The sequence below is a fragment of the Gardnerella sp. CCPDSM genome (assembly GCF_056754715.1).
In genome coordinates this window covers 66,344-90,480 of record NZ_JBQEQO010000005.1, presented here as the reverse complement: position 1 = coordinate 90,480, position 24,137 = coordinate 66,344, and the positions used below count along the sequence as shown (strand labels likewise).

The following is a 24,137-nucleotide window of genomic DNA, read 5'->3' as shown; positions in this document are numbered from 1 at the left end:
CATGACAGTCTGCTATATTCCTTCACCAAGTATTTCACAGTTGACGCTTGGCTTTATACATATAAGATTTTATGCGCTTTCTATTCTTGCTGGAATTTTAATCGCAATGTGTATTACGACTCGTCGTTGGAAGCGAGTTGGTGGCGATTTTAACCAAATTTTAGATCTTGTACTAGTTAGTCTTCCAGCTGGAATTGTTGGCGCACGCTTGTATCACGTTATTACCACTCCAGAAAAGTTCTTCGGATCCAATGGTGACTTTTTAGAAATTTTTAGAATATGGAATGGTGGACTTGGTATTTGGGGCGGAATATTTCTTGGCGCGATAGCTGCTTGTGCTTTTTGCAAGTATAGAAAATATCCTGCTTCTTTACTTGCGGATGCTGCAGCTCCTGCTGTTCTTATTGCTCAAGGCGTTGGTAGGCTTGGAAACTGGTTTAATCAGGAACTTTACGGTGCTCCAACAACTTTGCCTTGGGGTTTGAAACTAAACTATGATGCAACTCAAGCAATCGGTCACGCTGAACGTTGCTACGATGGCTTAACATGCCCTGCAGGAACGTTATTCCACCCAACATTCTTATACGAAATGATTTGGAATTTTATAGGAGCAGCATTACTTATTGGTTTTGGAAAAGTTCTTTATAAAAAACTAAAAGCCGGCTCAATATTCATGCTGTACGTTATGTGGTACACGTTAGGGCGTGTTTGGATTGAATCGTTACGAATTGATTTTTCTCATGTTTTCTTAGGCGTAAGAATTAACGTGTGGGTTTCTATTATCGTATTTATTATTGCAACTGTAGCTTTTGCGCTTCTTCAACGCTCTAGTAGCACCAGAGACAGTCTTATTGAACGTCTTATTGATGTTACTTCAGATGAGCGTGAGCGCGAATCGCAGAATGCGAATGCGAAAATAAAATCTGGCTTAAATCAAAGCAAGTAATTAGTTATTTTGCATGCTAGTCTCTTGCATTTCCTAGAATGGAACGTATGAATATACAAATAGCACCTAGTATTCTTTCCGCAGATTTTTGCAATCTTGAGCGCGATCTTGACGCAATTTCAAATGCGGATCTTGTTCACGTTGATGTGATGGATCATCACTTTGTACCTAACTTAACTTTGGGAGAGCCAATTGTTAAGCGTATTTGTGAAGTAACTAAGCTTCCTGTTGATGTTCATTTAATGATTGAAGATCCGGATCGTTGGGCTCCTGAATACGCAAAGCTTGGAGCTTCCTCCGTTAGCTTCCACATGGGTGCAACTCATGCTCCTGTGCGTTTAGCTCGTCAGCTTCGCGATATGGGTTGCAAAGCATGCTTTGCTGTGCGTCCTGCAGAGCCAGTTGAACCTATTTTCGACATTCTTGACGAATTCGACATGATTCTTATTATGACAGTTGAGCCAGGCTTTGGCGGACAAAAGTTCTTAAGTAATCAAATGAATAAGGTTCGTCGTTTGCGCGATGAGATTACGCGTAGGGGACTTCAAACGCACATTCAGGTTGATGGTGGCGTAAGCCCTTCGACGGCTGCAACTGTTGCTGAAGCTGGAGCTGATGTGCTTGTTGCTGGTTCCGCAGTTTACGGTGCTGCAAGTCCAGCTGAAGCTATTGAATCTATTCGCAATACTGCTCAGGCTGCTTGGCGCGCTTAATTGAAAATTTTGGGGGCATATTTTATGTCCCCATTTTCTTAAAAACTTGAGTACTCGCTAGTAGGATTCAATTGCGTATTGCGCATTGCGTTTAGTAAAATGCGATTGAATCGAAAACTGAAATTAGTAGCTACTAATTAGTACTAATAATTACTAATTATCTATTATTGATTAATAATTAGTAATTAGTAATTAGTAATTAGTAGTTGGCAATTATGGAAGGTAATATGGTTAAGTTAGTTAGAAATCAGGAATATAGCCCTGAAGCGATGAATCGTGTACTAACTGTACCTAACTTAATCAGCTTCTTACGCATATGCTCAATACCATATATTGCGTGGCTAATTACGCAACATAATATGATTTTGTCTCTTGTTATTTTAGCTATTTCAGCATTCTCTGATTGCCTTGATGGTTATATTGCTAGGCGCTGGAATCAGGTAAGTAAATTAGGGCAAATTCTTGATCCTATAGCCGACAGGTTACTAATTGTTTGTAGCACTTTAGCTTTAGCAATTGCGAAAGTTATACCTTGGTGGGCGTTGTTACTAGTTGTGCTTCGCGACGTTATTATGGCGACTTTAGTTATTGTACTTGCGCAATATGGTTACGGTCCGTTGCCGGTTAATTTCGTTGGAAAAGCTGGAACTGCGCTTATTATGCTTGCAATCGTTTCTCTTATGATTGTTTACGCTGTTTCTACAGAAGCGATGTTTCCGCTTTATGCTGCTGCATTATCTTGTGGAATATGGGGTATTGTTTTGTATTGGTATGCAGGACTGCTTTATTATAAGCAAGCTTATATGCTACTTGTTAAACAAAAGGCAAAATAAGGCATGTAGGTGCATATGACTCAGCATAGTGTATTTATTGGCGCGCACAATAGCGACGATAGTAGCGAAAGCTTTAAATTAGAGCGCAGTGCTAATCTTACTATGCCTGAGTCTTTTGAATCTCCTGACGGCATAACATTATCTCGTAGACGTGCACTATTTTCTAGCTCATTTACTAATCTCGAATCTCACCATGTTGCTTTAAGCGCTAACCGTTTTGCTCATCATCATGATCGAAGACGATATGTTGATGATTATGCGTTGCGTTTGATTGATGATTTAACAAACCGTCCTGTTGACCCAATGTTTATGGATTCGCGTTTAAGTAAGCAGCCTGTTAAGCCTCTGCATCTTTGGTTTACGCGCACTATTGTGTTTCTTATTTGTATTGCTATCGGCACTGTTGGAAGCCAGTTCGTGCGTAAGCTTCACACTGATCCTAGAAAAGCAATACGTTCTTCATTAGCAAATGAGCTTGTTGGATACACTACTCGTTTTGACAAGCTTGTTAAAGAAGTAACTGTTTTACGAAATAATGTAGACCGCGAATCTCAGCGTATTACAACTCCTGAAGAGGATCAAGTTAGCAAATCGGATGATATTCTTAACGGAACTCGAGCTGTAGAAGGCTCTGGCGTTACTCTAACTATTGCTAATCCTCTTTCTGCAGGAAATGATGCAAGTGGTGGATCTTTGCCTCGTGAAACTAATGGCGCTAGAATCCGTCTTGTTACAGATCACGATATTCAAAAACTTGTGTCCGTATTGTGGGAATCAGGTGCGGAAGCTATCTCTGTTAACGGGCATCGAATCGGCGCTCAAACTTCTATTCGAGTTGCAGGTCAAACAATTCTTGTTGGCGTTAATCAAACACAAAGTCCTTATGTTATTGAAGCAATAGGTGACTCTAACGAATTAATGCGAGCGTGTAATGCGGCTTCTAAAACTCGATGGTACTCATCTCTTGTAAATGCAGGTATTACTCCGCAAATTTCACCTTCGAGAGTTATACGATTAAATGCATCTAGTACTGGTGATATAAACTTTGCAAATGAAAGAACTAGGAGATAAGCATGGCAGCAATTCTTGGCTTGATTTTAGGAGCGCTTATCGGCATAGTGGTACATCCAGATATTCCTGTTGTTCTTCAACCATATTTGCCAATTATGGTTGTTGCAGCATTGGATGCATTGCTTGGAGCTGCTCGAGCGTATTTTGAGCGAAACTTTTCGGATAAAGTTTTTGTTATTTCCTTCTTTTCGAACGTTATTGCGGCAACGCTGCTTGTTTTGCTTGGAAACCAGCTTGGCGTAGGTGCGCAATTGCAAACTGCTGTTATTGTTGTTCTTGGAATTCGTATTTTCTCTAACGTATCAGCAATTCGCAGATTCATCTTCAGGAGTTAGCATATGGTTCGCACGTTTTCTCATGCTCCTAAAGGTGACGATATTCTTCACAAGTTGCGCCGTCAAAGTGCGCATGATTTAGAAAGTGACGAAACTCAAACTGGTTCTTTCCCAGCTGTTCAGCATAAGGTAAAGCCTTCGTTAAGCGGTCATATTACCAGAACTCGCATGCTTACAGGCTTGCTTATGATGCTGTTGTGTGCGCTTTTAGGATTTGCTTATATGATTCAAGTTAATCGCAGCAGCTCTTTGCTGTACGAAACTATGAGCGAAGAAGAATTGACTAGGCTTATTACAGAGACTCACTCTCAAATTCAAAGCTTGGAAAGTAGAAAAGCAGAATTAACAGGTCAGCTTAATTCTTTGCGTGAAGCAGTTGATAAGCAGGATGAGGCTCGTCGAATTGCTCAACAGAATGCTCAAACTAACGGACTTATTTCCGGTCGCCTTCCAGCAATAGGAAAAGGTATTGTAATTCACATCACAGCTGGCGAAAAAGAAAATATTGATGCTGCTACAATGTTTCAGCTTATTGAAGAATTGCGTAATGCTGGCGTAGAAGTTATGTCTATTAATGACGTTCGTATTGTTACGTCAAGCTATATTTCTCAAACAAAGCATGGTCTTTTGTGCGATAGCGTGATGATAGAACCGCCTTATATTGTTAAGGCTATTGGAGATCCGCAGAATTTGCAGAATGCTGTGAATATTGCGGGCGGTGTTGGATCACGTTTGAAAATTAAATTTGGTGCTTCTGTAATTGTTTCGCAGTCTGAAGAGGTAGAAATTACTTCGACACGCGAACCAAAACAGTACCAATATGCCAAACCAGTCGAGTAACAAGGTAGAATAGCAAGTATGACTGAACCGATTCCTACCGCTGGCGAAACCACTATTATTGGTATGCCAGCTATTCATATTCCAATGAATACAACTTCTGATCGTCCTTTGCAGCAGGATGATTTTGAAACGATAGCAAAATTGCTGCCTGGAACCGCTTTGTTGATTTCAACTAGGGGAGCGGTGTCCGGTTCTCGTTATCTTCTTGACGAGGATTTGGTATCAGTTGGCCGTGATTCGCATGCTGATATTTTGCTTGATGATTCCACAGTTTCTCGTTCTCACGCAGTGTTTAAGCGCGTTAACGGCGTGTTTAGCATTGTAGACGCTGGTAGTTTGAATGGCACGTATGTAAATCGTGAGCGTGTTGAGGAAGCTGTGTTGCACAATGGCGATGAAATTATGATTGGCAAATTCCGATTGGTATTTTTCGCTCATGACTCAGTCACTGTCCGGTAATCAGGATGATGCTGTTCAGGGGGAGTTGTTTAACTTTTCTCTCTGCGCTGATCAATCCTGTGGATACCGCGGTAGCGTAGCTATGAAGGTTGCCGGTATTACTTACCGGCAACTTGATTATTGGGCGCGCAAACGCATTATAGAGCCTTCTATTAGCCCGTCTAATGGTTCAGGCTCTCGTCGTTTATATTCGTTTAAGGATATTGCGATTATGGCAGTTGCAAAAAGGCTGCTTGACGCTGGAGTAAATTTGGTTAATGTTACTACGGCTATTATTTTTCTAAATCGTTATTCTGAGTCGCGTTTGCGAAATATGACGATTATTTGTGACGGTCAGTCTGTGCAAGAATGTGATGAGAACCAGGAGAATATGCGTCGCATGCTGGCTTCTGGTTTTGCAGTATTTGCCATTGCTGTTGGTCGTATTATTTCTCGAGTTGAAGATGATTTATCTGCTGAAACTTCAATTGATGCCTGCAATTCCAGTGATGCTAATGATTCTAGTGATGTTAGTGAGTTTAAAGAGAAAAGCCATCAGTATAATCGCAAATCTTTTGCAAAAAATAGTTCAGCAAAAGGTGATTCTTGGAATCTTGTGCAAGAAACGTGGGGATAGTAAGTATGCGTGAAGCTATTATTTCTGCGGTTATTATTTGCTGGCTTGCGTCTGTTTCATTGTTTTTATTTAGTTCGTTTATTACGTTACGTTTTTTATTTAGATTTCAAAAAATCGCTTCTAAAAATTCTAAGGATTCTAAAAATTCTGTAGATTCTGTAGACTCTGTAGATTCTGTAGATCCTGAGCGTAAAAATGCAAAGCAGGAATGCAAGAGCGTGCAATTAATGCCTTGGAGCATTGTTATTACGCATTGTTGTGGGCTTCCGTGCGCAATGCTTTCTTACATGCTTTTGCATATTGCTTGTGATTTTGGATTTTTGCAAAGTGATTCTTATAATTCTTCACTATTTATGAATTCAGTTCTGATTTCTTCATATGTGATTGTTATTGGGCTTATTCTTGCGAATCTTTTCACTATGGTGTTTTGTGCGTTTAAGGTTTGTAAATAGCTAATTTGACATAACGTACATTATCGGGTAAATATAATATGGAATTATAATATGCGATTTATCCAACGAAAATAGCTAATACCGACATTTCCTTTACAGTTACGTATAGAAAATAACGTATGAACGCAAAATCCTCACAGCTTTAAGCAAAATATTCTAAAACAGCTGTGCTTAATTCGCTTACGTTATCAATAATTCTGTACGATCCGTGCGCTTTAAGCTCGCCAGGCTCAGCATAACCCCAAGCGCATCCCAAGCAATCTAATCCGCATTCTTTTGCGCCGTCAGCGTCAGTCCAACGGTCGCCAACCATAAGCGCTTTGTCGCCTTGAGCTGAATCATAACCAATCTCATCAAAAACGTAGCGAATAACTTGCGCTTTAGTAATACGCGACATATCTCTACTTGCGCCATAAATTCCGTCAATAAGATTATTAAATCCAAAATAATCGCAAATTGGCTTCATCTGATATTCAGGCTTGCAAGATGCAGTCGCCAAATAAAAACCTGCTTCGCGCAATTTAATAAGCTGCTCAGGAATACCATCGTATACTTTATTAAGCAAGCAGCCCGGAATTTTGTTTCCAGGAACATTCGGATCATCAAATGCAGCAATCTCGGAATAATATTTTCGATAAATAGCAAGACCTTGCATTTGCAGATTTTCCGGAACTTTAATTCGCTGGAAGGATTCCAAAATCGACGGTCCTATAAAACGCTGCATTTCAGCTTCGTCAGGAATAGGCTGACCTATTTCTTTCAAAGCAAGTTTAGCGCATGTAATAATGCCTTCATCAGATTTCGTTAAAGTGCCGTCAAGATCAAGCAGAACAACACGTCGTGAGTTATTTTTTGAAGACGTTGAGCATTCACTCATAATCAGGAATCCAACCCTCATGATGCATTTTCAGACGCTTATCAAGCAAAGTCTTCAATTCTTCTTCGCTGCGGCGTTCAAGAAGCATATCCCAGTGAGTGCGAGATGGCTTATTAAAATCATCATCCGGACGATCATCTTCGCCTTCGCGATGTGCAATTGTACCGCAGCGGCATTCCCATTCTTCAGGAACTTCAGCGCCTTGAGCAAAAGGAAGAATCGTGCGATGACCCTTTGGGCACACGTACACAACATCATTACGTGCAGCAAAATCTACATTATCGTCAGATTCCAATGATTTTGCGCCAATGCTCATACCGCGTAAACTGCGTTCTGCCATAGTATCTCCTTGTGTAAGTACTTAATAAAACTACCGAATTGCACGGACGAGACAATCTCATCTACGCAATTATTTTAAAATAAATAATATGCTTTCTATATTTCGTTACATGTTTTATTACATATTTTATTACATATTTTGTTATGTATTTCGTTACGTATTTCCTTATATGTTATACATCTGAATAAGATACAACACCACGATTCATTAGTTTTGCAGCTTCACGCGCGCATGAAGCAAGATTCGTATCAACTCCATCAATAGCTTGAAGATACTCTCCCGCTACAGAAAGTTGAGTAAGTAAATCTATAAGTCGTTTTGCTTGACGCACGAAGTCTCCGCCAGTGCTGTCAGTATTTTGCAAAATTTCAGCTAATTCAGCACCGTTAGCCCAATCGTACATAATATCTATTGCGCCAAATTCAAGTGGTCTTAATTCAGGCAAATGAGCATTCGCGCATAATGCACTAGTGCGCATAAACAATTCCTTCATGCGCAATACCGTGTTAAATATTGCGCCGTCTTGACCTCCTGGATATCGTCTTGGCTCCCCTGCTGAAGGCCCTCTAGATTCATAAACTAATGCAGACAAGCATGACAATAATTCAAGAGGCGTAAGATTGTTAAAAATTCCTTCGCAAATAGCTTCAGCAAAAACAATATCTAACTCGTTATAAAGTCTTCTAAGTAATTGTCCACGTTCAGTAAGCTTAAAAACATGGTTTTGTGAAGAATTTTCAGCTTGCAAATAATCCAAACTGTACAATACGTCACAAATATGGTCAAAAGTGCGTGCCACGGATCCAGTACGAGACTCATAACGTTCACGAACTTGTTCAAGTTCCTTATGCTCTCGCATCCAATGGTATCCCCAACGCAAATGTTGTTGAATATCCGGGCATCCTGCGCAAGGGTGATTGCGCTCAGCTTCACGCAAGCGCGCAATAGTTTCATCTAAAGCTTTAAAAGCTGCGGAACGCTCGGCATCAGTTTTGAATAAAGTGTGCTTAAGCTTACGGCGCTGATCATGCTGAGCATCCTTAAGTTGCATACGCAATTTCAGGAATTCAGCAAAATCGCCTTTATCGCAGTAGAATGCTTTCTCGTAGCCTTTAAGCGCCTCTTGAAGATCCGACATTCGTTCATGCAAACGTTGCGCTGAAGAATTTGCTTCCCACTGTGCAAAAGAGCGATCCAAAGTTGTGCGAGCAGTATCAACATCGCTTGAGTTGAGCAAATTAACAGCCATATTAAATGTTGGAACGAAGCTAGAATGCAACGGATACACGCGCTTACTAGAAAGTGCTGCAGCTTGTTGAGGCACAAAATCAGCGTGGTCTACAAGCACTGCGTGGCCAATATCATCAATTCCGCGCCTTCCAGCACGCCCTGTAAGTTGAGTAAATTCGCCTGGAGTAAGAGGAACGTGTCCTGTGCCATCAAACTTTACTAGCTTTTCTACAACAACGCTTCTTGCAGGCATATTTAAGCCCAAAGCTAGCGTTTCAGTAGCGAAAACAACTTTAATAAGTCCACGCTCAAACAGTGTTTCAACAATATGCCTAAATAGTGCAATCATTCCAGCATGGTGAGCTGCAAATCCTTGCTCAAGTGCAAAACGGAAGCGTTCAAAACTTAAAGCGTGCAAATCTTCTTTAGAAAGCTGATTTGCAACCATGCTGTCAACAATTTTACGAATCTCGTACATCTCATCGTCAGACGTAAGCGTTAAACCAGCATTCAAACATTGTTGAACAGCTTGATCGCAGCCTGAACGAGAAAATATGAAGTAGATTCCAGGAAGCATCCTCAAGTAATCTAATTCGTCAATAACAGCCCAACGTTTAGGAGTATGACGGCTAGCAGATTTATCTGCCTCAGCCACTCCCCTTTTAACAACGTGCTTTTTACCTTTTCTATAGCGGTATTTACTATCGCTGTACGATTCTTTACGGCGACGCGCTCTATGCTCCCAGTCGTTAAGTTTTCTAGTTAAAGCTGGGTTGACGCGTTGAGTAATATTGCCTTTTGAATCATGATCATACAAATCTAATAATTCAGGCTCTGTTTCAGAATCTTCTTGAATAACAACATGTCTTTCAAGCGGCACAGGCCTATGCTCGTCAACAACCAAATGAGTTTTTCCGCGCACAGATTCAAGCCATGCAGAAAAATCTTCAACATTCGACACAGTTGCCGACAATCCGATAATTTTTACTGATTTTGGAAGATGAATAATAACTTCTTCCCACACAGCTCCACGGAATTTATCTGCCAAATAATGAATTTCGTCTAAAACAACGAAGCCAAGAGATTGTAAAGTAATTGAGTGCTCATATAGCATATTTCTCAAAACTTCAGTAGTCATTACCACAATATCTGCTTCGGGATTTACAGAAGTATCCCCCGTTAATAAGCCCACTTTATCAGTGCCGTACAGTTCGCAAAAATCGTGATATTTTTGATTACTTAGCGCTTTAATTGGCGTAGTATAAAAAGCTTTTACGTTACGTTTTTGCGCAAGAAACACAGCAAAATCAGCAACAACAGTTTTTCCAGCTCCTGTTGGAGCTGCAACTAAAACGTTACTTCCAGCTTCTAAAGCTTCAATTGCTTCATGCTGAAAATCGTCTAAATCAAAAGGTAAGGAACGTTCAAAATTTGCAGCCATTGAACGTTCATGCTTAATAACTTCACGAAAAGCAGCAAAACGTTGCGCAGGAGACATCTCAACGTCACCGTTTTTGCAGTTATCTGTTTGTGAATTATGCAAAATATGCTCCACGCTATCTTTATTGTTCAAAATGTTTTATGAGCTTTATAGTTTAATATCTTCTTCTCGAAGCGATTTTTCATCCCAATGTTGCCAAATTTTCATATGATTCTCGCGAATTTTTTGATGGCGTTCAACAACTTTAGTACGCGTATATTCGTAACGTTCTGATGCAACTTTAATAGGCAAAGTAAAAAGAGGATCTTTAGGCTCGTTGCTACTTTTATTAGAATCGTTCAAAGCTTCAAACTTAGAAGTTGCAACATCTGCAAAACTAAAGCAAGTTTTGGCTAGTCTTATTGCACTTAAAACAACTACCGCCACTCCAGCGGCAATCATGCACAGCATAAACACTGTGATGACTAGCCAAATCCACCAAGGCATACTATTCCTCCGCGTTAGTGCTATCAGCGTGATTAACGCTTAACTCACGCTGAGCGCGCGCAATAATCATACTACGCAATGTTTCTGGAGCAACAGCTGTAATATGACGTGCGTGCGCAATGCAGAAAGCAACAAACCACGAGTCGGATGAAACAGTAAGATGAACTTTCACTCCGCTTCCATAAGGTTCCATAGTAGCGCCGGAAAGATTCTTCAAGAAATTCAGCTCAGTTTCGTCAGTAATAAAGCAAGTTTCTGTGCCATTATCGAAACTCCATTTACGAAGTTCGCTTACTGGAACGTCTGGAATTTCAAGTTGCGAAGTAGGCTCCACAACTTCTGCTCGCTCAATACGAGCAACGCGTAGAACCTGCCAAATTCGAGGCAAACCATTTGCTTTATTAATAGTTACATCTTTGGCAACTAAATCGCGCTTGTCTTCCGGAGTTTGCTTCTCAACGTCTGTCCAAACTGCAACGTAATACACGCCTTCATCAACATAAATTTTTGAAGGAGCAACAATCTTGCGGCGAGTTCGTCCAGCGCCGTCCGTGTATTCCATATCAAGCAGAGATTGAGAATTAATTGCGCTACGAACTATAGAGCAGTTTCGAGGCTCAATCTCGTACCCGGTTAAACTAAGCCATGGCGTTTGTCCTGGAAGAACGTGACGGCGTAAGCGCTTATACAAGGACTCGGCTTGCGCGCGCTGTTCAACAGGCAAAAGCAAAGAGTGAGCTAAATAATTAGCTGACGCTGTAAGCATGCTTAAATACTGTTGCGAAATGCCAGCAAGACGTTCCAATCCTAAGGAATTTGTGGCAGATACAATGCCCTCGTTTTCTAGTAGAGTCCAATCAATATCGAAGAATTGGCTTCCTGCCATTTCTCCATCGTCGGAAACAGTAGTAAGAGTATTAATATCTTTGTGAAGAATCGTCACAAAACGACGAAGCTCATCCTCATTCTTTGGCTTTCCAATAAAACGTTCAGCGAGTTCGTTTAATGGGAATTCTTCACCAAGATGAGCCGACAAGAACAGCATTAATCGCAAGCGACGGTCTACTTCACTACCAGTCTGGAATGAAGAGCCTTTCTTTGCGTGAGCTTTATCAGCTTCTTCGCTTTGTTCTTCAGTGTTTTGCAAAAGATTTTCGTTGTTTTCTTCGTTATTAAGATGCTCATTTTCGTCGCATGATGCAAATTCAACTGCTGCGTGCAAACGACGGTGGAAAGCGTCAACTGCCTCTTTAGGGCTTATAACGCTTGAGCCTGGATGCTCGAGAACGAACATTGCTAAGTCGTCTGCATCCGTATAAGCAACATTCAAATGTTCTCCGTCAACATCAACAGTTGCTGCAAAACGTCGAGAGTCAATAACTTTCACTAACGAATCTGGAAGCATTTGAGTGCCTAAACCTGGAGCAATAGAGTCCAAACCTAAGCCAGGAATAGGAGTTTGAGGAACTCGAGGCGCTGTGCGAGAAGTGCGCTGCTGATCGTGCTGATTTAATTCAAGAGAAGAAATAGACATCGATCGTGCAAGATAATTAGCAGTAGCAAGCACCGGCAATTCAGACTGGTCGAATCGCATACGTACGCGAGGCTCATCGCCTAATTGCAAACGGTAAGACGCAAAATCTTGTCCTTCAGATTTTGAAGAATATTCAGGTTGCCTAGATTCAATAGCAATGCCCATTGCTGCAAGCTTTGCGCGATCGCGCTGGAACTGCTTAGCAAATGCTGCTTTTGCAGCTTGATCTGCAAGTTCACCGTATGAATCTGCGTATGCTTTTACGCGCTGTGCAATTTGCCGCGAAGTTAACCATTGCGGGAATGCGGAAGACAACACAGCTAATACATCAAGCTCGTGTTTGCCCCATTTGTCGGAAAAACGTCGCCTTCCGTTGCTTCCTTCTACCATTAGTCCTCACGTATCGTTATTAGTTCTGTTTATTTATGCGATAATTCATACAAGTAATTGTTGTATTCACATACTTACTTGAAGTGCAATATCACAAGTGCCTTTTCTATTTTAATGGTGTTTTGCGGTACGTGTGGACATTTTTTCAAAAAACTTATAATAATTATATATTTTTTATTCACACGAATACAAACAACGTTGAAAATACGCCATTTTTCCGCGACACGCCATATAAATTTTTTTCTATAAATATTTATTTCTAAGTATTTATAAGAATCGTAATCCAACGAAAATTTGCTTTAAACCCAAGAATCTGGCTCAATTCCTTGAGGACCTACAAATTCTCCATTCGGAACATAACTCGGCTCCCCTCTATCTTCTAATACTGCATCAGAAAACATAGAAACTTGGTTGCCGAAAGTCCAATCTCCGCGAATTGTTACCGATTTAGCTGCAGCAAGTGCAGGAACAGAATACGGGAATCTTTCGTTAAAATCGTTAATATTTTTGTAGTAGCGTGGATCTAAATCAATATCTGGGAAAATATAATTTCCATCTTCCATCTCGTACGAATCAGTAAGATGGAAGCGATCCGAACGCATAATAAACAAGTCGTTAGTTGTTTTTACTGGTAAGAATCGCATGCGATCTACTTCTACGCAAATTGCGTCATCAAAAAGTGAAGCTACTGCACCCATAGCAGTTTCTAATTGCACTACTGGAGTACTAGTTTCATCTGTTGGATCAACAGTTTTTCTATTACAAATAACAGGAAGAGGTAGTATTCCGTTGTATTCTTCCAACTTTTTTTGTAAAGCGTCAACTCGAACCCAAATATTGTTGGTATTAAAATATGGGTGTTTTTTAATACTTTGCGCGCTTCTTCGATCTTCAGGATGAACTTGCGTCATTTCGCGCAGCATTAAGCGGCCGGTTTGAGCATCCCTAACAATATGGCCACCTTTTCGATCTGCTTGAGTTCTTTTAGCAACTTCAATCATGATTGGAGCGCCAGTGTTTTCAAAATGTTGAGCAAGAGTTCGAGACGGCCTTGCGCCTAAATTATCGGAATTTGAAATAAACAAGTATTTAATGCCATGTTCTTGTAGCGTTCGCAGCAAATCTGATTCCCAAAGAGTTGAGAATATGTCACCGTGGCCAGGCGGGCACCATTCAAGAGAAGTGTCTTGTTCGCAAGTAACAGGCTCTCCTGTTTCTTCCACTAATTTTGGTTCTTGATGCTGAATAATTTCTACAGGAATTTCTTCTTGAATAAATTTGCGATTTCGTTTAAGCACTTGCAAAGTGTCTTTAGAAGTGCGGAAGGAATTCATAAAAATAAGAGGAAGATCTACGCCTAATCTTTGCCTTGCTGTAAGAACTTGGCCAATAATAATGTCAATAAAACGCATTTGACGAGCCTTGTGCCTGCGAACAGGAAGAAGAGACTTAGCGCAGGACAATCCCATAGATGTGCCCAATCCTCCGTTAAGTTTAATAAATGCTGTTTTTGCAAATGCGTTTACTGCTTTATCGTGATCGATAGTTTCATAAATCTCATGAAAATTAGGAACAGTTTTGATTGGTTCTACTGTGCTTTCGCGAATAAATTCACTTGACTGATCGTTGCGCCACACATCGTACAAGTGAGCAAATTGTTCTATAGCAGTATCGCTCATATTGTGTTCGCGCATCTTTGCAGCGGACAACTCAAACGCGTCATCCATGTAAAAGCCTCCTCGTATGCATGTGACCCTAATAGTTTAGCGATTTGTGTTGCTATGCGCAAACATTGCTTCGTTTTTTATGCATATTTGAAGTTATTTTCACATTTTTATCAAAGTTTAAGTAATTTAGTAGCAATTAAATAGAAAATAAAAGCGTACAAAAATAGAAGCATTTAAAAAAATAAAAGCGTAGCCAATAACAATGCTATTGACTACGCTTAGTAATTTATTTATTTATTTACTTACTTATTTATTTACTTATCTTTTGAATAATCTTCATCATCTTCTTCTGGCTCATCGCCTGTTTTTAGATGATGCTCATCATATCCTTGCAAGTATTTCGTGTGACGCCAATGGTGAATAGAAGCGTTAGTACCACGGTGGTGAACGTGATACTTTCGAGGAGTACCACCATAAGGTAGCTCTTTAACTTCGTCTGCCACTGCCATCTGGTTCACGTTAGAAGGATCCATAATTGCGATTGGTGCAACAGGGTCTGCTTCTGTTGGTGCTGCAGTACGATTCTGCAAATGAGAAGGTAGCCATTCTGCAAACCACGACAAAGCAAGGCAAATCAAGAAGTAAATAACTGCTGCAACGCTTAAGGTTTGCAAAATATTAAAGTACATTGATCCAAGTCGACGAGATTCCTGAAGCAAATCAGTGTACATAATAATCGAACCAAGAGCAGTATCCTTCAAAACAACCACAAGCTGAGTTACAGCTGCAGGCATCATAGCAATAATAGCCTGCGGCATTTCGATTTGCGTAAGAGACTGGTACTCGTTTAAGCCTAATGCTAACGAAGCTTCACGCTGACCGTTTGGAAGATTACCAACGCCGGATCGCACTAATTCTGCTACAACGGAACCGTTGTACATAATCAAAGCCAAAACTACAGCCCAGTAGGATGCATCTTTCATACCGGAAAGTGCAAAAGCTCTCCACAAGAAAATCATAAGCATTAATACTGGTACAGCTCGGCAGAATTCAACGATTATTGCAGAAACGCCGCGAATAAGGAAATTCGGAAGCAAACGCAATAAGCCGAATAATAAGCCAAAAACAATAGAGCCGACTACTGCAAGCAAAGACGCTTTTAAAGTCATCCATAAGCCTGGTAAGTAAAAATCAATCCAAGCTTCAGACTCTAATGCTGGATTCCACAACACCCAAGAAAGCTGGTTTTCGCCCTCAGGAGGATTGCTTAAACGCATCAAAATAGCAATAACTACGGCAGCAAAAAGGAATCCTGCAATAATATTTGCAATGCGGATCTTCTTAAGTGCTTTTGGACCTGGAGCATCAAATAATAATGATTGTTCACGTTTTTTAGCCATCGCTATCACCTTCTTACAGCAAGCTTGTTAGACAAGTATGTTGTCAAAATGCCAATAGGAATAATGAGAATGATGTATCCCAAAGCGAATATTAAGAAGATTGGAACAATCAAATCCGCATGCTTCTCAATCATTTCGCTCATCATTGTTGAAGTTTCTGTGGCAACTGACGCTGCTGCTGCAACTGTAGAATTCTTAAGCAACGCAATAAAAGTGTTACCCAATGGTGCTACAGAACCGCAGAAAGTTTGTGGCAAAATAACTTGGGTTGCTGACTGGAAGAAATTTAATCCAAGAGCTCGGCAAGCTTCCGCTTGGCCAACAGGAACAGTATTAAGGCCGGATCTTAAAGATTCGCACACAAATGCTGCAGTGTACAAAGACAAGCCAGCAATTGCAAGCCAGAAGAAATTCACTTCAAAAACTGATGAGAATCCGAGTTTAAGCTGAGCGTACACGCCTAAAACCGTGAAAACCATAATTATTGTAAGAGGCATGTTTTTAAACAGCTCAACGTAAGCGGTTGCCACCATGCGCAAGGATGCAACTGGGCAAATGCGCATAGTAACAAGTATTATGCCAATAATTGTGGAAAAAAGTATACTCCATAATGTGATTTCAATATTAACCAAGAAAGCTCCTGGAATATTGTATTCACTAAAAAGTTGCACGAAATCTTGCATGTTAGTTCTCCCCCTCTTGAGGAATTGGCGGATTATACTTTGCGTTTGGCTTAAAACCAGTTCCGCGCAAATTATCGTCCAGTGCTCTCTTCCAAGAACCGTTGCGCATCATGTCTTTTAATGCTGCGTTGATTCGTTTTGCCAAGCGAGTGTTGCCTTTTTTGATACCAATTCCGTAATATTCTGCGGTAAATGGTTTGCTAACAAGCTTTAAGCGTCCTCTTGAAGCGGTTGCTAAGCCTGCGAGAATAATATCGTCTGTAGTTACAGCATCCACAATGCCGGAGAATAATGCAGTTGCACATTCCGCATAACCTGGCTGTTGCATAAGTTGCACTTTTGAAGAGAACTTCTCTTTAATAACTATTGCAGATGTTGAACCGGAAACTGAGCATAAACGCTTTCCGTCCAAATCGTTTGGACCGTTTACTTTATGCTCACTCTTACGAACTAATAAATCTTGACCAGCAACAAAATATGGACCTGCAAAAGATACGATATTCTTACGAGCGTCCGTAATCGAATATGTTGCTACAATCATATCGACGTCACCGTTTTGAAGCATTGTCTCTCGCTGCTTAGATGGTGATTCTTTCCATACGATTTGATCTTCTGAATATCCGAGCTTTTTGGCAACATATTTAGCAACGTCAACGTCGAAACCTACGTAAGTTCCGGCTTTTTTGAAGCCCATGCCAGGCTGATCAAACTTAATGCCAATTCGTATTACTTTTTTACCGTCGCTGCGGTCGCATGCTGTAAGAGGCATAACGCAGCAAACTGTACAAAGCACTGCTAATATCGCACGAAAAATGCGATTATGTAATATTTTCATATCTTTTCCCTTCATAAGAACTGTTTTTCATAGTTTCAGCAGTAATAGCTAAAAAATGAAAATCGCTATTAGTGCGTAAGAATCTTGGAAAGGAAATCTTTTGCTCGATCAGTTTTTGGATGCTCGAAGAATTCTTCTGGAGTACCTTGCTCGAGGATTTGGCCGTCTGCCATGAACACAATACGATCTGCTGCCTTACGAGCAAAGCCCATTTCGTGCGTAACGCAAATCATTGTCATTCCTTCTTTTGCAAGCTCGACCATAACGTCAAGAACTTCGTTGACCATTTCTGGATCAAGTGCAGAAGTTGGTTCGTCAAAAAGCATGACTTTTGGTTGCATTGCAAGAGCGCGAGCAATTGCAACACGCTGCTGCTGGCCGCCTGAAAGCTGAGATGGCATTTTATTTGCTTGATTATCAACGCCTACTCGAGTAAGCAATTCCATTGCGAGTGTTTCTGCGCTTTGCTGATCCATATGACGGACTTTCATTGGCGCAAGAGTTACGTTTTCAAGAATCGTCTTGTTTGCAAAAAGGTTGAAGGACTGGAACACCATTCCAACTTCTGCACGCAAAGCAGCAAGCTCTTTGCCTTCTTGAGGAAGTGGATTACCATCTATGCGAATATCGCCAGAGTCGATTGTTTCGAGACGGTTGATTGTGCGGCACATGGTTGATTTACCAGAACCGGATGGGCCAATAATTACGAGAACCTCGCCCTTATTAACAGTAAGATTAATATCTTTAAGAACGTGAAGTTTGCCATAATGCTTTTCAACATGGCTTAATTCAACGAGGGGATTTGCCGCTTGGTGCACTTTAGCAGTGCTAATAGTCATATCCTCGGCGTTTGGATTTGACTTTGATACTTGCTTATCCATAAAAAGAAGTCTAGCTAAGCTGTGTTACGGTTATTTATCACTATCGTTACGTTTTGTAACTCTTACGTTACAAATAAAGCCGTTGATTGCGATTATTAAACCAACAATCAACGGCTTCGTAACAATTAAATTTTACAAGTAACTATTTACTCGTCTTCTTCTGGATCGTAGTCGACACCAGTTTCTGCGCGCTGCTCGTCCGAAATTGGAGCTGGAGCGCCAGTGAGAGGATCGCGGCCACCGCCAGCCTTCGGGAAGGCGATTACGTCGCGGATTGAGCTTGCGCCTGCCAAAATTGCAGCAGTACGATCCCAACCCAAAGCAATACCTGCGTGAGGTGGAGCACCGTACTTGAAAGCTTCAAGCAAGAAGCCAAACTTTTCGTCAGCTTCAGCCTTGTCAATTCCAAGCACGTTCAAAACACGATCTTGAATATCGTCGCGGTGAATACGAACGGATCCGCCGCCCATTTCGTTACCGTTGCAAACAATATCGTAAGAATCGCTCATTGCATGCTCAGGATCTTTATCGAACTTATCAATCCAATCAGCAGATGGCATTGTAAATGGATGGTGCATAGAAGTCCACTTTGAGTGACCGACTGCAACATCGTCATCATCTGGATCGTCAGTGCGCTTAAACAGTGGGAAGTCAACAACCCAAGTAAAAGCAAACTCGTCAGGATGAAGCAAACCTGCGCGGCTTGCCAATTCAACACGAACTGCACCAAGCAAAAGCTGGGAAGATTCGCGGCTGCCTGCTGCGAAGAACACTGCGTCTCCGTCTTCTGCTCCAACAGCTTCCTTAAGTCCTGCGCGCTCTTCTTCGCTAAGATTCTTAGCAACAGGGCCTTTAAGCTCGCCATCTTCGCCGAAGACTACGTAAGCTAAGCCCTTAGCGCCACGCTGCTTAGCCCAATCCTGCCAAGCATCAAACTGGCGACGAGGAGTTTCAGCGCCACCCTTAAAGAGCACAGCACCAACGTAAGAAGCTTGGAATACGCGGAATGGAGTGTTCTTAAAGAAGTCAGTCAACTCAATAAGAGGATTTCCAAAACGCAAATCTGGCTTATCGGAACCATACTTATCCATTGCTTCCTGCCAAGTAATACGAGGCAATGGAAGAGTGATTTCGTGACCAGCTTCTTTCCAAATAGCAGCAATAACGCGCTCTGCCATAGCCATAACATCTTCCTGGCTTGCAAAGCTCATTTCCATATCAAGCTGAGTAAACTCAGGCTGACGGTCCGCACGGAAGTCTTCATCACGGTAGCAGCGAGCAAGCTGATAGTAGCGTTCAACGCCAGATACCATAAGAAGCTGCTTCAAAAGCTGTGGAGACTGTGGAAGTGCATACCAAGAGCCTGGAACCAAACGAGCTGGAACAACGAAATCTCGAGCGCCTTCTGGAGTGGACTTAATAAAGGTTGGAGTTTCAACCTCAGTGAAGTTCATGTCTTCCAAAGCGTGACGAGCAGCCTTAGCCATATCGGAACGCAACTTCAAATTACGCTGCATTGATGGGCGGCGCAAATCAAGATAACGATACTTCAAACGCACATCTTCGCTAGGAAGCTTGTTTTCAGACTCGTTTTCCAAAGCTGTAGAAACTTGGAATGGCAAAGCGTCAGACTTTGCAAGAATATTAACAGTTTCTGCAACAATCTCAATCTTGCCAGTGGCCAAATGGTCATTCTCGTTACCATCTGGGCGCAAGCGAACTTCACCAGTTACTTGCACAACGAATTCGCTACGCAATGGACGCGCAGTTTCTTCATCGTAAATAACAACTTGCACTAAGCCCGTGTTATCACGAACATCAACGAAGGCAACGCCACCGTGATCACGGCGACGATCAACCCAACCAGCGATGGTTACTTTTTGCCCGACCAACTCTTCAGTCACTTCAACGGCATGATGTGTGCGATACGCCGTCTGGCTCATAAGTCCACTTCCTCTACAATCTAATTTTGATATATTCATTTGTTTCTATTGACACTATTTTGCGCTTAAAATTCAGGCAAATTTGCAAGAACATTATTTAGCGCAAGAAACTGTCTGCCGGGCATAAACAGTATCCGGTTGCCAAGACGTGGCATCGGCGGATTCCTGCTCGCCTGTAATAATATTTTTGACTTCATCGTGAGAAGACTCAGATTCAGTACTGTCAGCTGGGAACCATACGTAAGGAATACCAAGCTTATCTGCATACTTGATTTGCTTACCAAGTTTCGCTGCGGTTGGTGCAACATCGGCTGCAATACCGCGTTCGCGAAGCTTTCTAGCAATTTCATTGCATGCTGGACGATCTTCTTCATTCCATACTGCAACCATTACTGCAGCAGGAGAAACTCTAGAAACTGTAGCGCCTGCAGTGTGAAGCATATAAGAAAGTAAGCGAGACATGCCAATAGACAAACCTACGCCTGGATACTTCTTCTTACCTTGCGAAACAAGATTATCGTAGCGTCCTCCAGAGCATATAGAGCCTAATGATGCTGCATTATCAAGGAAAGTTTCGTAAACTGAACCAGTGTAGTAATCAAGTCCACGAGCAATCTTCAAATCAGCAACCACTGCACCCGGACGAATGCGCGCTGCTTCGTCAACAATCATTGCCAGTGTTTCAACACCTTGCGAAGCTAAAGCATACGATTCGTTATCCTCGCTTCGGAAAATATTGTGCTTATCGCATAATTCGTCAAAACGAGACTTCAACTCTTCGCCTGTTCCAGCAGTAAGCTCTGCTAATTCCAAGCATGCTGCAGCTTGAGAATCCGTAGCACCGCACTCTTTTACCAAAAGCTTAGCTACTTCTTCAGCGCCGATTTTATCAAGCTTATCGATTTCTCGAAGTACGCCTTCGATATCGGTTAAGCCAACACCACGGTAGAAGCCTTCAGAAAGCTTACGATTATTAGCGTGTACCGTTGCTTTAGGAAGACCAAACTTGCGTAAACGTTCAAGAGCTTCAACCATTACAAGCGGTAACTCAACTTCGTAGTGAGATGGAAGTTCACCATTTCCAACAACATCAATGTCTGCTTGAACAAATTCACGGAATCGTCCTTCTTGCGGACGCTCGCCTCGCCAAACTTTTTGCATTTGCCAACGCTTGAATGGGAATGCTAAATCTCCAGTATGTTCAACTACGTAACGACTTAACGGAACAGTTAAATCAAAATGTAAACCGATTCGATCTTCAACTGGAGTGTCAGATTCGTGTCCAACTTCTTGCAAACGCGATAATAAATAAATTTCTTTGCTAGTTTCGCCTTTTTTCAACAAACTTGAACCCTGCTCTACGGCACGCGTTTCAATGCCAATAAAACCATTGAGTTCAAAGACTTCTCGTAGCGTGTCAATTACTTGCTGTTCTACAGCGCGTTCGCCAGGAAGCCATTCAGGGAAACCTGAGATTGATGAGCCTTGTACCATGTCCACTATAATAGGTGGTGTTGCGGAAAAATCATGGCTTACCGTCATACTTATTCGTAACACTGTTACCGTGCATCTGCTGTAAGGAGTCGACCGTGACCGAACAGACTAAACCTGAAGAAAATACTCAATCCACTACTACCCCAAAGCCACACGCGCCGTCGCCGGCTAGCTTCGCGCATAAAGCTCGTGTTGTTGCTGCGGCACCAACTATTTCCTATAGTGAGGAAGACATTAAAGCCGCGAAAAGCTTTGGCCGAGTTGATGAAAATGGCACCGTTTACGTTAGTGAAAATGGTGTTGAACGTGAGGTCGGTCAGTATTCCACTGGCACTCCTGAGGAGGCTTTGACTTTCTACATTCACCGCTATCTTGATTTGAAGATTAAGCTCGATTTGTTTGCTAAGCGTTTGGAATCTTCAAACGTAAAGTCGAAAGAAATTGACGAAACGCTTAACGCTTTGAAGGATGAGTTAGAGAATCCTGCAGCCGTTGGTGATCTTGCTGCTTTGCGTGCTCGACACGCCGAGCTAAAGGCAAAAGGCGATGAAAAAAAGGAAGCAATCGCAAAATCTCGAAAAGAAGCTCTTGAAAAAGCTTTGAAAGAGCGTGCAAACATAGTAGAACGTGCTGAAGCTTTAGTTGCACAAATGAACGAATCTACTAATTGGCGTGAGCTGAACGATAAATTGCGTGCGCTTTTTGACGAGTGGCAAGAGCATCAGCGCACCACTATTCACTTGAACAAAGCCGATGCTGACGCATTATGGCAGCGTTTCTCCAAAGCTCGTTCCGCATTCTCCCAAGCTCGTAACTCTTGGGTTAAGGAGCGTGAGCATGTGCGTAATAATGCTAAGCAACTTAAGGAAGCTATTATTGCTGAAGCTGAAAGCTTGAAGGATTCCAAGGATTGGCGTGAAACTTCAATGAAGTTCAACGCTTTGATGGATCGTTGGAAGAAGGCTGGAAATGCTGGCCGTCAGCATGATGACGCTTTGTGGACAAAGTTCCGTGAAGCTGCTGATGCTTTCTACCATGCTCGTCAGGCTGACCGTGAAAAGTTGAACGCTGGAGAGCATGAGAATCTTGCAAAGAAGGAAGCTTTGCTTGTAAAAGCAGAAGCATTGTTGCCTGTAGAAAATGAAGAAGCAGCTAAGAGTGCTCGTAAGGCGTTGTCTCAAATTCAGGAAGAATGGGATGCTATTGGTTTCGTTCCTCGTGAAGACATGCGTCGTATTGAGTCTCGCTTGAACGACGTCGATAAGAAGATTAAGGCTGTTGAGGAAGCTGCTTGGAGGGATGCTGATCCTGAAGCTAACGCTCGTAAGTCCAGCTTTGCTTTGCAATTGGAAGCGCAGCTTGAAGAGCTTAACGCTGCTATTGCAAAGGAAACTGATAAGAAGCGCAAAGCTAAGTTAGAAGCTGAAAAAGCTACTAAAGAGCAGTGGTTGAACGCTGTTAAGTAACTAGTTTTATAAATTAGTTTTATAAATTAAATGAAAATATGGGGTGCTTGAAAAATCAAGTTACCCCATATTTATTTTTGATTAGATTCTTCCATTAAAGATTTAGCAAGTTGCACGAAAGTATTAGCTAATTGAGAGTCAGCTAACTTTCCTTCTTCGTCTAGTACTGCAGGACGCCCAGATTCGCCAATTTCTCGAATACTTGGATCCAATTTTAGCTGAGCTAAAAGAGGCACGTTTGTGTTAAGAGCTTTGCAAAGTTGCTCACTTACTCGTTTCCCGCCTCCGGAACCGAATATTTCTAAGCGCTCGCCGTTATTTTCAAACCAGCTCATATTTTCAACAACTCCGCGCACTTTTACTGGAATTTGTAAAGCCATAAGTCCTGCCCTAACAGCTACGTCCGAGGCGCTAGGTTGAGGGGTTGTAACAACAACAAGCTCAACATTAGGCAAAGATTGCGCAACAGCTAAAGCCATATCCCCTGTGCCTGGAGCTAAATCAAGAAGCAAAACGTCAGGATTCCCCCACCAAACGTCTGAAAGAAACTGTTCTAAAGAGCGCTGTAAGCGAGGTCCTCTCCACAAAATTGCGCGGTCGGTTCCAGCAAACATGCCAATAGAAATAAGCTTTACTCCCCAAGACACAACCGGCATAAGCATTCCGTTAAGATTAGTCGGTTGAGATTTTACGCCGAACATGCGCGGCAAAGAAAAACCGTATACGTCCGCATCAATAGCTGCAGTATCGTAGCCTAAAGCTGCAAAAGTTGCAGCTAAATTAGCTGTTATAGAAGATTTTCCAACGCCGCCTTTACCGGACGCAATAGCAAAAATTCGCGTGCGTGTTCCAGCTTTGTTAAAAGGATTCTCTTTACGCTCGGCTTTTAAATCTGCTACTAGCTTTTCTAGCTTACTTTTGCTCATAGCTGTAGCAGTAACATGAGGAATAAGCGTTGCTTGAGGATATTTAGATACAGCTTCTTGAACGCGTCCTGTAATAATTTCCGCGAGCGGACAATTTGGCACAGTCAGCTCAAGATTAATTTCTACATCATAAGCTGGCTTTTCGCTTAAGGCTTTAGCTTCTTTAACATGCACGCCTGTTACCATATTTAGTTCGGTAACTGAGCGTCCTAATTCTGGATCAATAACGCTACCCAGCAAATCGTAAACTTGTGTTTCGAGTTCGCTTGTGCTCATGCG

Annotated in this window: 23 protein-coding genes; 10 read left to right on the top strand and 13 right to left on the bottom strand. The window is 41.8% G+C overall.

What is annotated here, in order from left to right; all coding sequences use genetic code 11:
• The first annotated feature begins 1 nt into the window (after nt 1).
• From lgt to ACTJLE_RS04260, 9 genes are all read left to right on the top strand, one after another.
• The gene (gene lgt / locus ACTJLE_RS04300) at nt 2–946 is read left to right on the top strand and encodes a prolipoprotein diacylglyceryl transferase (RefSeq protein WP_481267571.1); all 945 of its coding nucleotides are present in this window, start codon (nt 2–4) and stop codon (nt 944–946) included.
• 47 nt (nt 947–993) lie between these two features.
• The gene (gene rpe / locus ACTJLE_RS04295; RefSeq protein WP_481267627.1) at nt 994–1,659 is read left to right on the top strand and encodes a ribulose-phosphate 3-epimerase; all 666 of its coding nucleotides are present in this window, start codon (nt 994–996) and stop codon (nt 1,657–1,659) included.
• A gap of 227 nt (nt 1,660–1,886) precedes the next feature.
• Complete coding sequence (locus ACTJLE_RS04290) at nt 1,887–2,492, top strand: CDP-alcohol phosphatidyltransferase family protein (RefSeq protein ID WP_481267570.1); 606 nt, start codon at nt 1,887–1,889, stop codon at nt 2,490–2,492.
• Between the two features lie 102 nt (nt 2,493–2,594).
• Complete coding sequence (locus tag ACTJLE_RS04285) at nt 2,595–3,563, top strand: DUF881 domain-containing protein (RefSeq protein ID WP_481267626.1); 969 nt, start codon at nt 2,595–2,597, stop codon at nt 3,561–3,563.
• Nucleotides 3,564–3,565: 2 nt separating this feature from the next.
• The gene (locus tag ACTJLE_RS04280; protein ID WP_119487192.1) at nt 3,566–3,898 is read left to right on the top strand and encodes a small basic family protein; all 333 of its coding nucleotides are present in this window, start codon (nt 3,566–3,568) and stop codon (nt 3,896–3,898) included.
• 3 nt (nt 3,899–3,901) lie between these two features.
• A complete protein-coding gene (locus ACTJLE_RS04275; protein WP_481267569.1) occupies nt 3,902–4,738 on the top strand; it encodes a DUF881 domain-containing protein in 837 nt (278 codons plus the stop codon).
• An 18-nt stretch (nt 4,739–4,756) separates the two neighbouring features.
• Nucleotides 4,757–5,197 (top strand): FHA domain-containing protein, encoded by a 441-nt coding sequence (locus ACTJLE_RS04270; protein WP_119487194.1) that lies wholly within the window; start codon nt 4,757–4,759, stop codon nt 5,195–5,197.
• Nucleotides 5,175–5,813, top strand: coding sequence for a MerR family transcriptional regulator (locus tag ACTJLE_RS04265; RefSeq protein ID WP_481267568.1), 639 nt, complete (start codon nt 5,175–5,177; stop codon nt 5,811–5,813). The genes ACTJLE_RS04270 and ACTJLE_RS04265 overlap by 23 nt, the downstream gene beginning before the upstream one ends.
• A 5-nt stretch (nt 5,814–5,818) precedes the next feature.
• Nucleotides 5,819–6,265 (top strand): hypothetical protein, encoded by a 447-nt coding sequence (locus tag ACTJLE_RS04260; protein WP_481267567.1) that lies wholly within the window; start codon nt 5,819–5,821, stop codon nt 6,263–6,265.
• Nucleotides 6,266–6,407: 142 nt separating this feature from the next.
• Here the strand turns inward: ACTJLE_RS04260 and ACTJLE_RS04255 are convergent, their stop codons facing one another.
• The 12 genes from ACTJLE_RS04255 to hisS form a co-directional block, all read right to left on the bottom strand.
• Nucleotides 6,408–7,142, bottom strand: a complete 735-nt coding sequence (locus ACTJLE_RS04255) for an HAD hydrolase-like protein (protein ID WP_481267625.1) — start codon at nt 7,140–7,142, stop codon at nt 6,408–6,410.
• Nucleotides 7,135–7,482: an RNA polymerase-binding protein RbpA gene (locus tag ACTJLE_RS04250; RefSeq protein ID WP_481267566.1), complete on the bottom strand. Its 348-nt coding sequence runs from the start codon at nt 7,480–7,482 to the stop codon at nt 7,135–7,137. The genes ACTJLE_RS04255 and ACTJLE_RS04250 overlap by 8 nt, the downstream gene beginning before the upstream one ends.
• 172 nt (nt 7,483–7,654) lie before the next feature.
• Nucleotides 7,655–10,210, bottom strand: coding sequence for a DEAD/DEAH box helicase (locus tag ACTJLE_RS04245; RefSeq protein ID WP_481267624.1), 2,556 nt, complete (start codon nt 10,208–10,210; stop codon nt 7,655–7,657).
• A gap of 90 nt (nt 10,211–10,300) precedes the next feature.
• Entirely contained in the window at nt 10,301–10,639 is a 339-nt protein-coding gene (locus ACTJLE_RS04240) for a hypothetical protein (RefSeq protein ID WP_481267565.1), read from the bottom strand.
• Between the two features lies 1 nt (nt 10,640).
• Nucleotides 10,641–12,563 carry a helix-turn-helix transcriptional regulator gene (locus ACTJLE_RS04235; protein WP_481267564.1) on the bottom strand — a complete coding sequence of 641 codons (1,923 nt, stop codon included), beginning with the start codon at nt 12,561–12,563 and terminating at the stop codon, nt 10,641–10,643.
• A 299-nt stretch (nt 12,564–12,862) separates the two neighbouring features.
• Nucleotides 12,863–14,290: a UTP--glucose-1-phosphate uridylyltransferase gene (locus tag ACTJLE_RS04230; protein ID WP_481267563.1), complete on the bottom strand. Its 1,428-nt coding sequence runs from the start codon at nt 14,288–14,290 to the stop codon at nt 12,863–12,865.
• A 254-nt stretch (nt 14,291–14,544) separates the two neighbouring features.
• The gene (locus ACTJLE_RS04225) at nt 14,545–15,630 is read right to left on the bottom strand and encodes an amino acid ABC transporter permease (RefSeq protein ID WP_481267562.1); all 1,086 of its coding nucleotides are present in this window, start codon (nt 15,628–15,630) and stop codon (nt 14,545–14,547) included.
• Between the two features lie 5 nt (nt 15,631–15,635).
• Entirely contained in the window at nt 15,636–16,313 is a 678-nt protein-coding gene (locus tag ACTJLE_RS04220) for an ABC transporter permease subunit (protein WP_481267561.1), read from the bottom strand.
• 1 nt (nt 16,314) lies between these two features.
• A complete protein-coding gene (locus tag ACTJLE_RS04215; RefSeq protein WP_481267623.1) occupies nt 16,315–17,148 on the bottom strand; it encodes a glutamate ABC transporter substrate-binding protein in 834 nt (277 codons plus the stop codon).
• Between the two features lie 68 nt (nt 17,149–17,216).
• A complete protein-coding gene (locus tag ACTJLE_RS04210; protein WP_415700142.1) occupies nt 17,217–17,987 on the bottom strand; it encodes an amino acid ABC transporter ATP-binding protein in 771 nt (256 codons plus the stop codon).
• 188 nt (nt 17,988–18,175) lie between these two features.
• Nucleotides 18,176–19,972, bottom strand: a complete 1,797-nt coding sequence (gene aspS, locus ACTJLE_RS04205; RefSeq protein WP_481267560.1) for an aspartate--tRNA ligase — start codon at nt 19,970–19,972, stop codon at nt 18,176–18,178.
• Between the two features lie 93 nt (nt 19,973–20,065).
• Nucleotides 20,066–21,466: a histidine--tRNA ligase gene (gene hisS, locus ACTJLE_RS04200; protein ID WP_481267622.1), complete on the bottom strand. Its 1,401-nt coding sequence runs from the start codon at nt 21,464–21,466 to the stop codon at nt 20,066–20,068.
• A 95-nt stretch (nt 21,467–21,561) separates the two neighbouring features.
• Between hisS and ACTJLE_RS04195 the strand changes: the two genes are divergently transcribed.
• Nucleotides 21,562–22,932, top strand: coding sequence for a DUF349 domain-containing protein (locus ACTJLE_RS04195; protein ID WP_119487206.1), 1,371 nt, complete (start codon nt 21,562–21,564; stop codon nt 22,930–22,932).
• Between the two features lie 71 nt (nt 22,933–23,003).
• Here the strand turns inward: ACTJLE_RS04195 and ACTJLE_RS04190 are convergent, their stop codons facing one another.
• Nucleotides 23,004–24,134 (bottom strand): Mrp/NBP35 family ATP-binding protein, encoded by a 1,131-nt coding sequence (locus ACTJLE_RS04190; protein ID WP_481267559.1) that lies wholly within the window; start codon nt 24,132–24,134, stop codon nt 23,004–23,006.
• Between the last annotated feature and the right edge of the window lie 3 nt (nt 24,135–24,137).

What these genes read in the sequence shown, in the direction of transcription:
- lgt (WP_481267571.1), top strand. Translation starts at nt 2, where the DNA reads ATGACAGTCTGCTATATTCCTTCACCAAGTATTTCACAGTTGACGCTT.
- rpe (WP_481267627.1), top strand. Translation starts at nt 994, where the DNA reads ATGAATATACAAATAGCACCTAGTATTCTTTCCGCAGATTTTTGCAAT.
- ACTJLE_RS04290 (WP_481267570.1), top strand. Translation starts at nt 1,887, where the DNA reads ATGGTTAAGTTAGTTAGAAATCAGGAATATAGCCCTGAAGCGATGAAT.
- ACTJLE_RS04285 (WP_481267626.1), top strand. Translation starts at nt 2,595, where the DNA reads ATGCCTGAGTCTTTTGAATCTCCTGACGGCATAACATTATCTCGTAGA.
- ACTJLE_RS04280 (WP_119487192.1), top strand. Translation starts at nt 3,566, where the DNA reads ATGGCAGCAATTCTTGGCTTGATTTTAGGAGCGCTTATCGGCATAGTG.
- ACTJLE_RS04275 (WP_481267569.1), top strand. Translation starts at nt 3,902, where the DNA reads ATGGTTCGCACGTTTTCTCATGCTCCTAAAGGTGACGATATTCTTCAC.
- ACTJLE_RS04270 (WP_119487194.1), top strand. Translation starts at nt 4,757, where the DNA reads ATGACTGAACCGATTCCTACCGCTGGCGAAACCACTATTATTGGTATG.
- ACTJLE_RS04265 (WP_481267568.1), top strand. Translation starts at nt 5,175, where the DNA reads ATGACTCAGTCACTGTCCGGTAATCAGGATGATGCTGTTCAGGGGGAG.
- ACTJLE_RS04260 (WP_481267567.1), top strand. Translation starts at nt 5,819, where the DNA reads ATGCGTGAAGCTATTATTTCTGCGGTTATTATTTGCTGGCTTGCGTCT.
- ACTJLE_RS04255 (WP_481267625.1), bottom strand. Translation starts at nt 7,142, where the DNA reads ATGAGTGAATGCTCAACGTCTTCAAAAAATAACTCACGACGTGTTGTT.
- ACTJLE_RS04250 (WP_481267566.1), bottom strand. Translation starts at nt 7,482, where the DNA reads ATGGCAGAACGCAGTTTACGCGGTATGAGCATTGGCGCAAAATCATTG.
- ACTJLE_RS04245 (WP_481267624.1), bottom strand. Translation starts at nt 10,210, where the DNA reads ATGTCTCCTGCGCAACGTTTTGCTGCTTTTCGTGAAGTTATTAAGCAT.
- ACTJLE_RS04240 (WP_481267565.1), bottom strand. Translation starts at nt 10,639, where the DNA reads ATGCCTTGGTGGATTTGGCTAGTCATCACAGTGTTTATGCTGTGCATG.
- ACTJLE_RS04235 (WP_481267564.1), bottom strand. Translation starts at nt 12,563, where the DNA reads ATGGTAGAAGGAAGCAACGGAAGGCGACGTTTTTCCGACAAATGGGGC.
- ACTJLE_RS04230 (WP_481267563.1), bottom strand. Translation starts at nt 14,290, where the DNA reads ATGGATGACGCGTTTGAGTTGTCCGCTGCAAAGATGCGCGAACACAAT.
- ACTJLE_RS04225 (WP_481267562.1), bottom strand. Translation starts at nt 15,630, where the DNA reads ATGGCTAAAAAACGTGAACAATCATTATTATTTGATGCTCCAGGTCCA.
- ACTJLE_RS04220 (WP_481267561.1), bottom strand. Translation starts at nt 16,313, where the DNA reads ATGCAAGATTTCGTGCAACTTTTTAGTGAATACAATATTCCAGGAGCT.
- ACTJLE_RS04215 (WP_481267623.1), bottom strand. Translation starts at nt 17,148, where the DNA reads ATGAAAATATTACATAATCGCATTTTTCGTGCGATATTAGCAGTGCTT.
- ACTJLE_RS04210 (WP_415700142.1), bottom strand. Translation starts at nt 17,987, where the DNA reads ATGACTATTAGCACTGCTAAAGTGCACCAAGCGGCAAATCCCCTCGTT.
- aspS (WP_481267560.1), bottom strand. Translation starts at nt 19,972, where the DNA reads ATGAGCCAGACGGCGTATCGCACACATCATGCCGTTGAAGTGACTGAA.
- hisS (WP_481267622.1), bottom strand. Translation starts at nt 21,466, where the DNA reads ATGGTACAAGGCTCATCAATCTCAGGTTTCCCTGAATGGCTTCCTGGC.
- ACTJLE_RS04190 (WP_481267559.1), bottom strand. Translation starts at nt 24,134, where the DNA reads ATGAGCACAAGCGAACTCGAAACACAAGTTTACGATTTGCTGGGTAGC.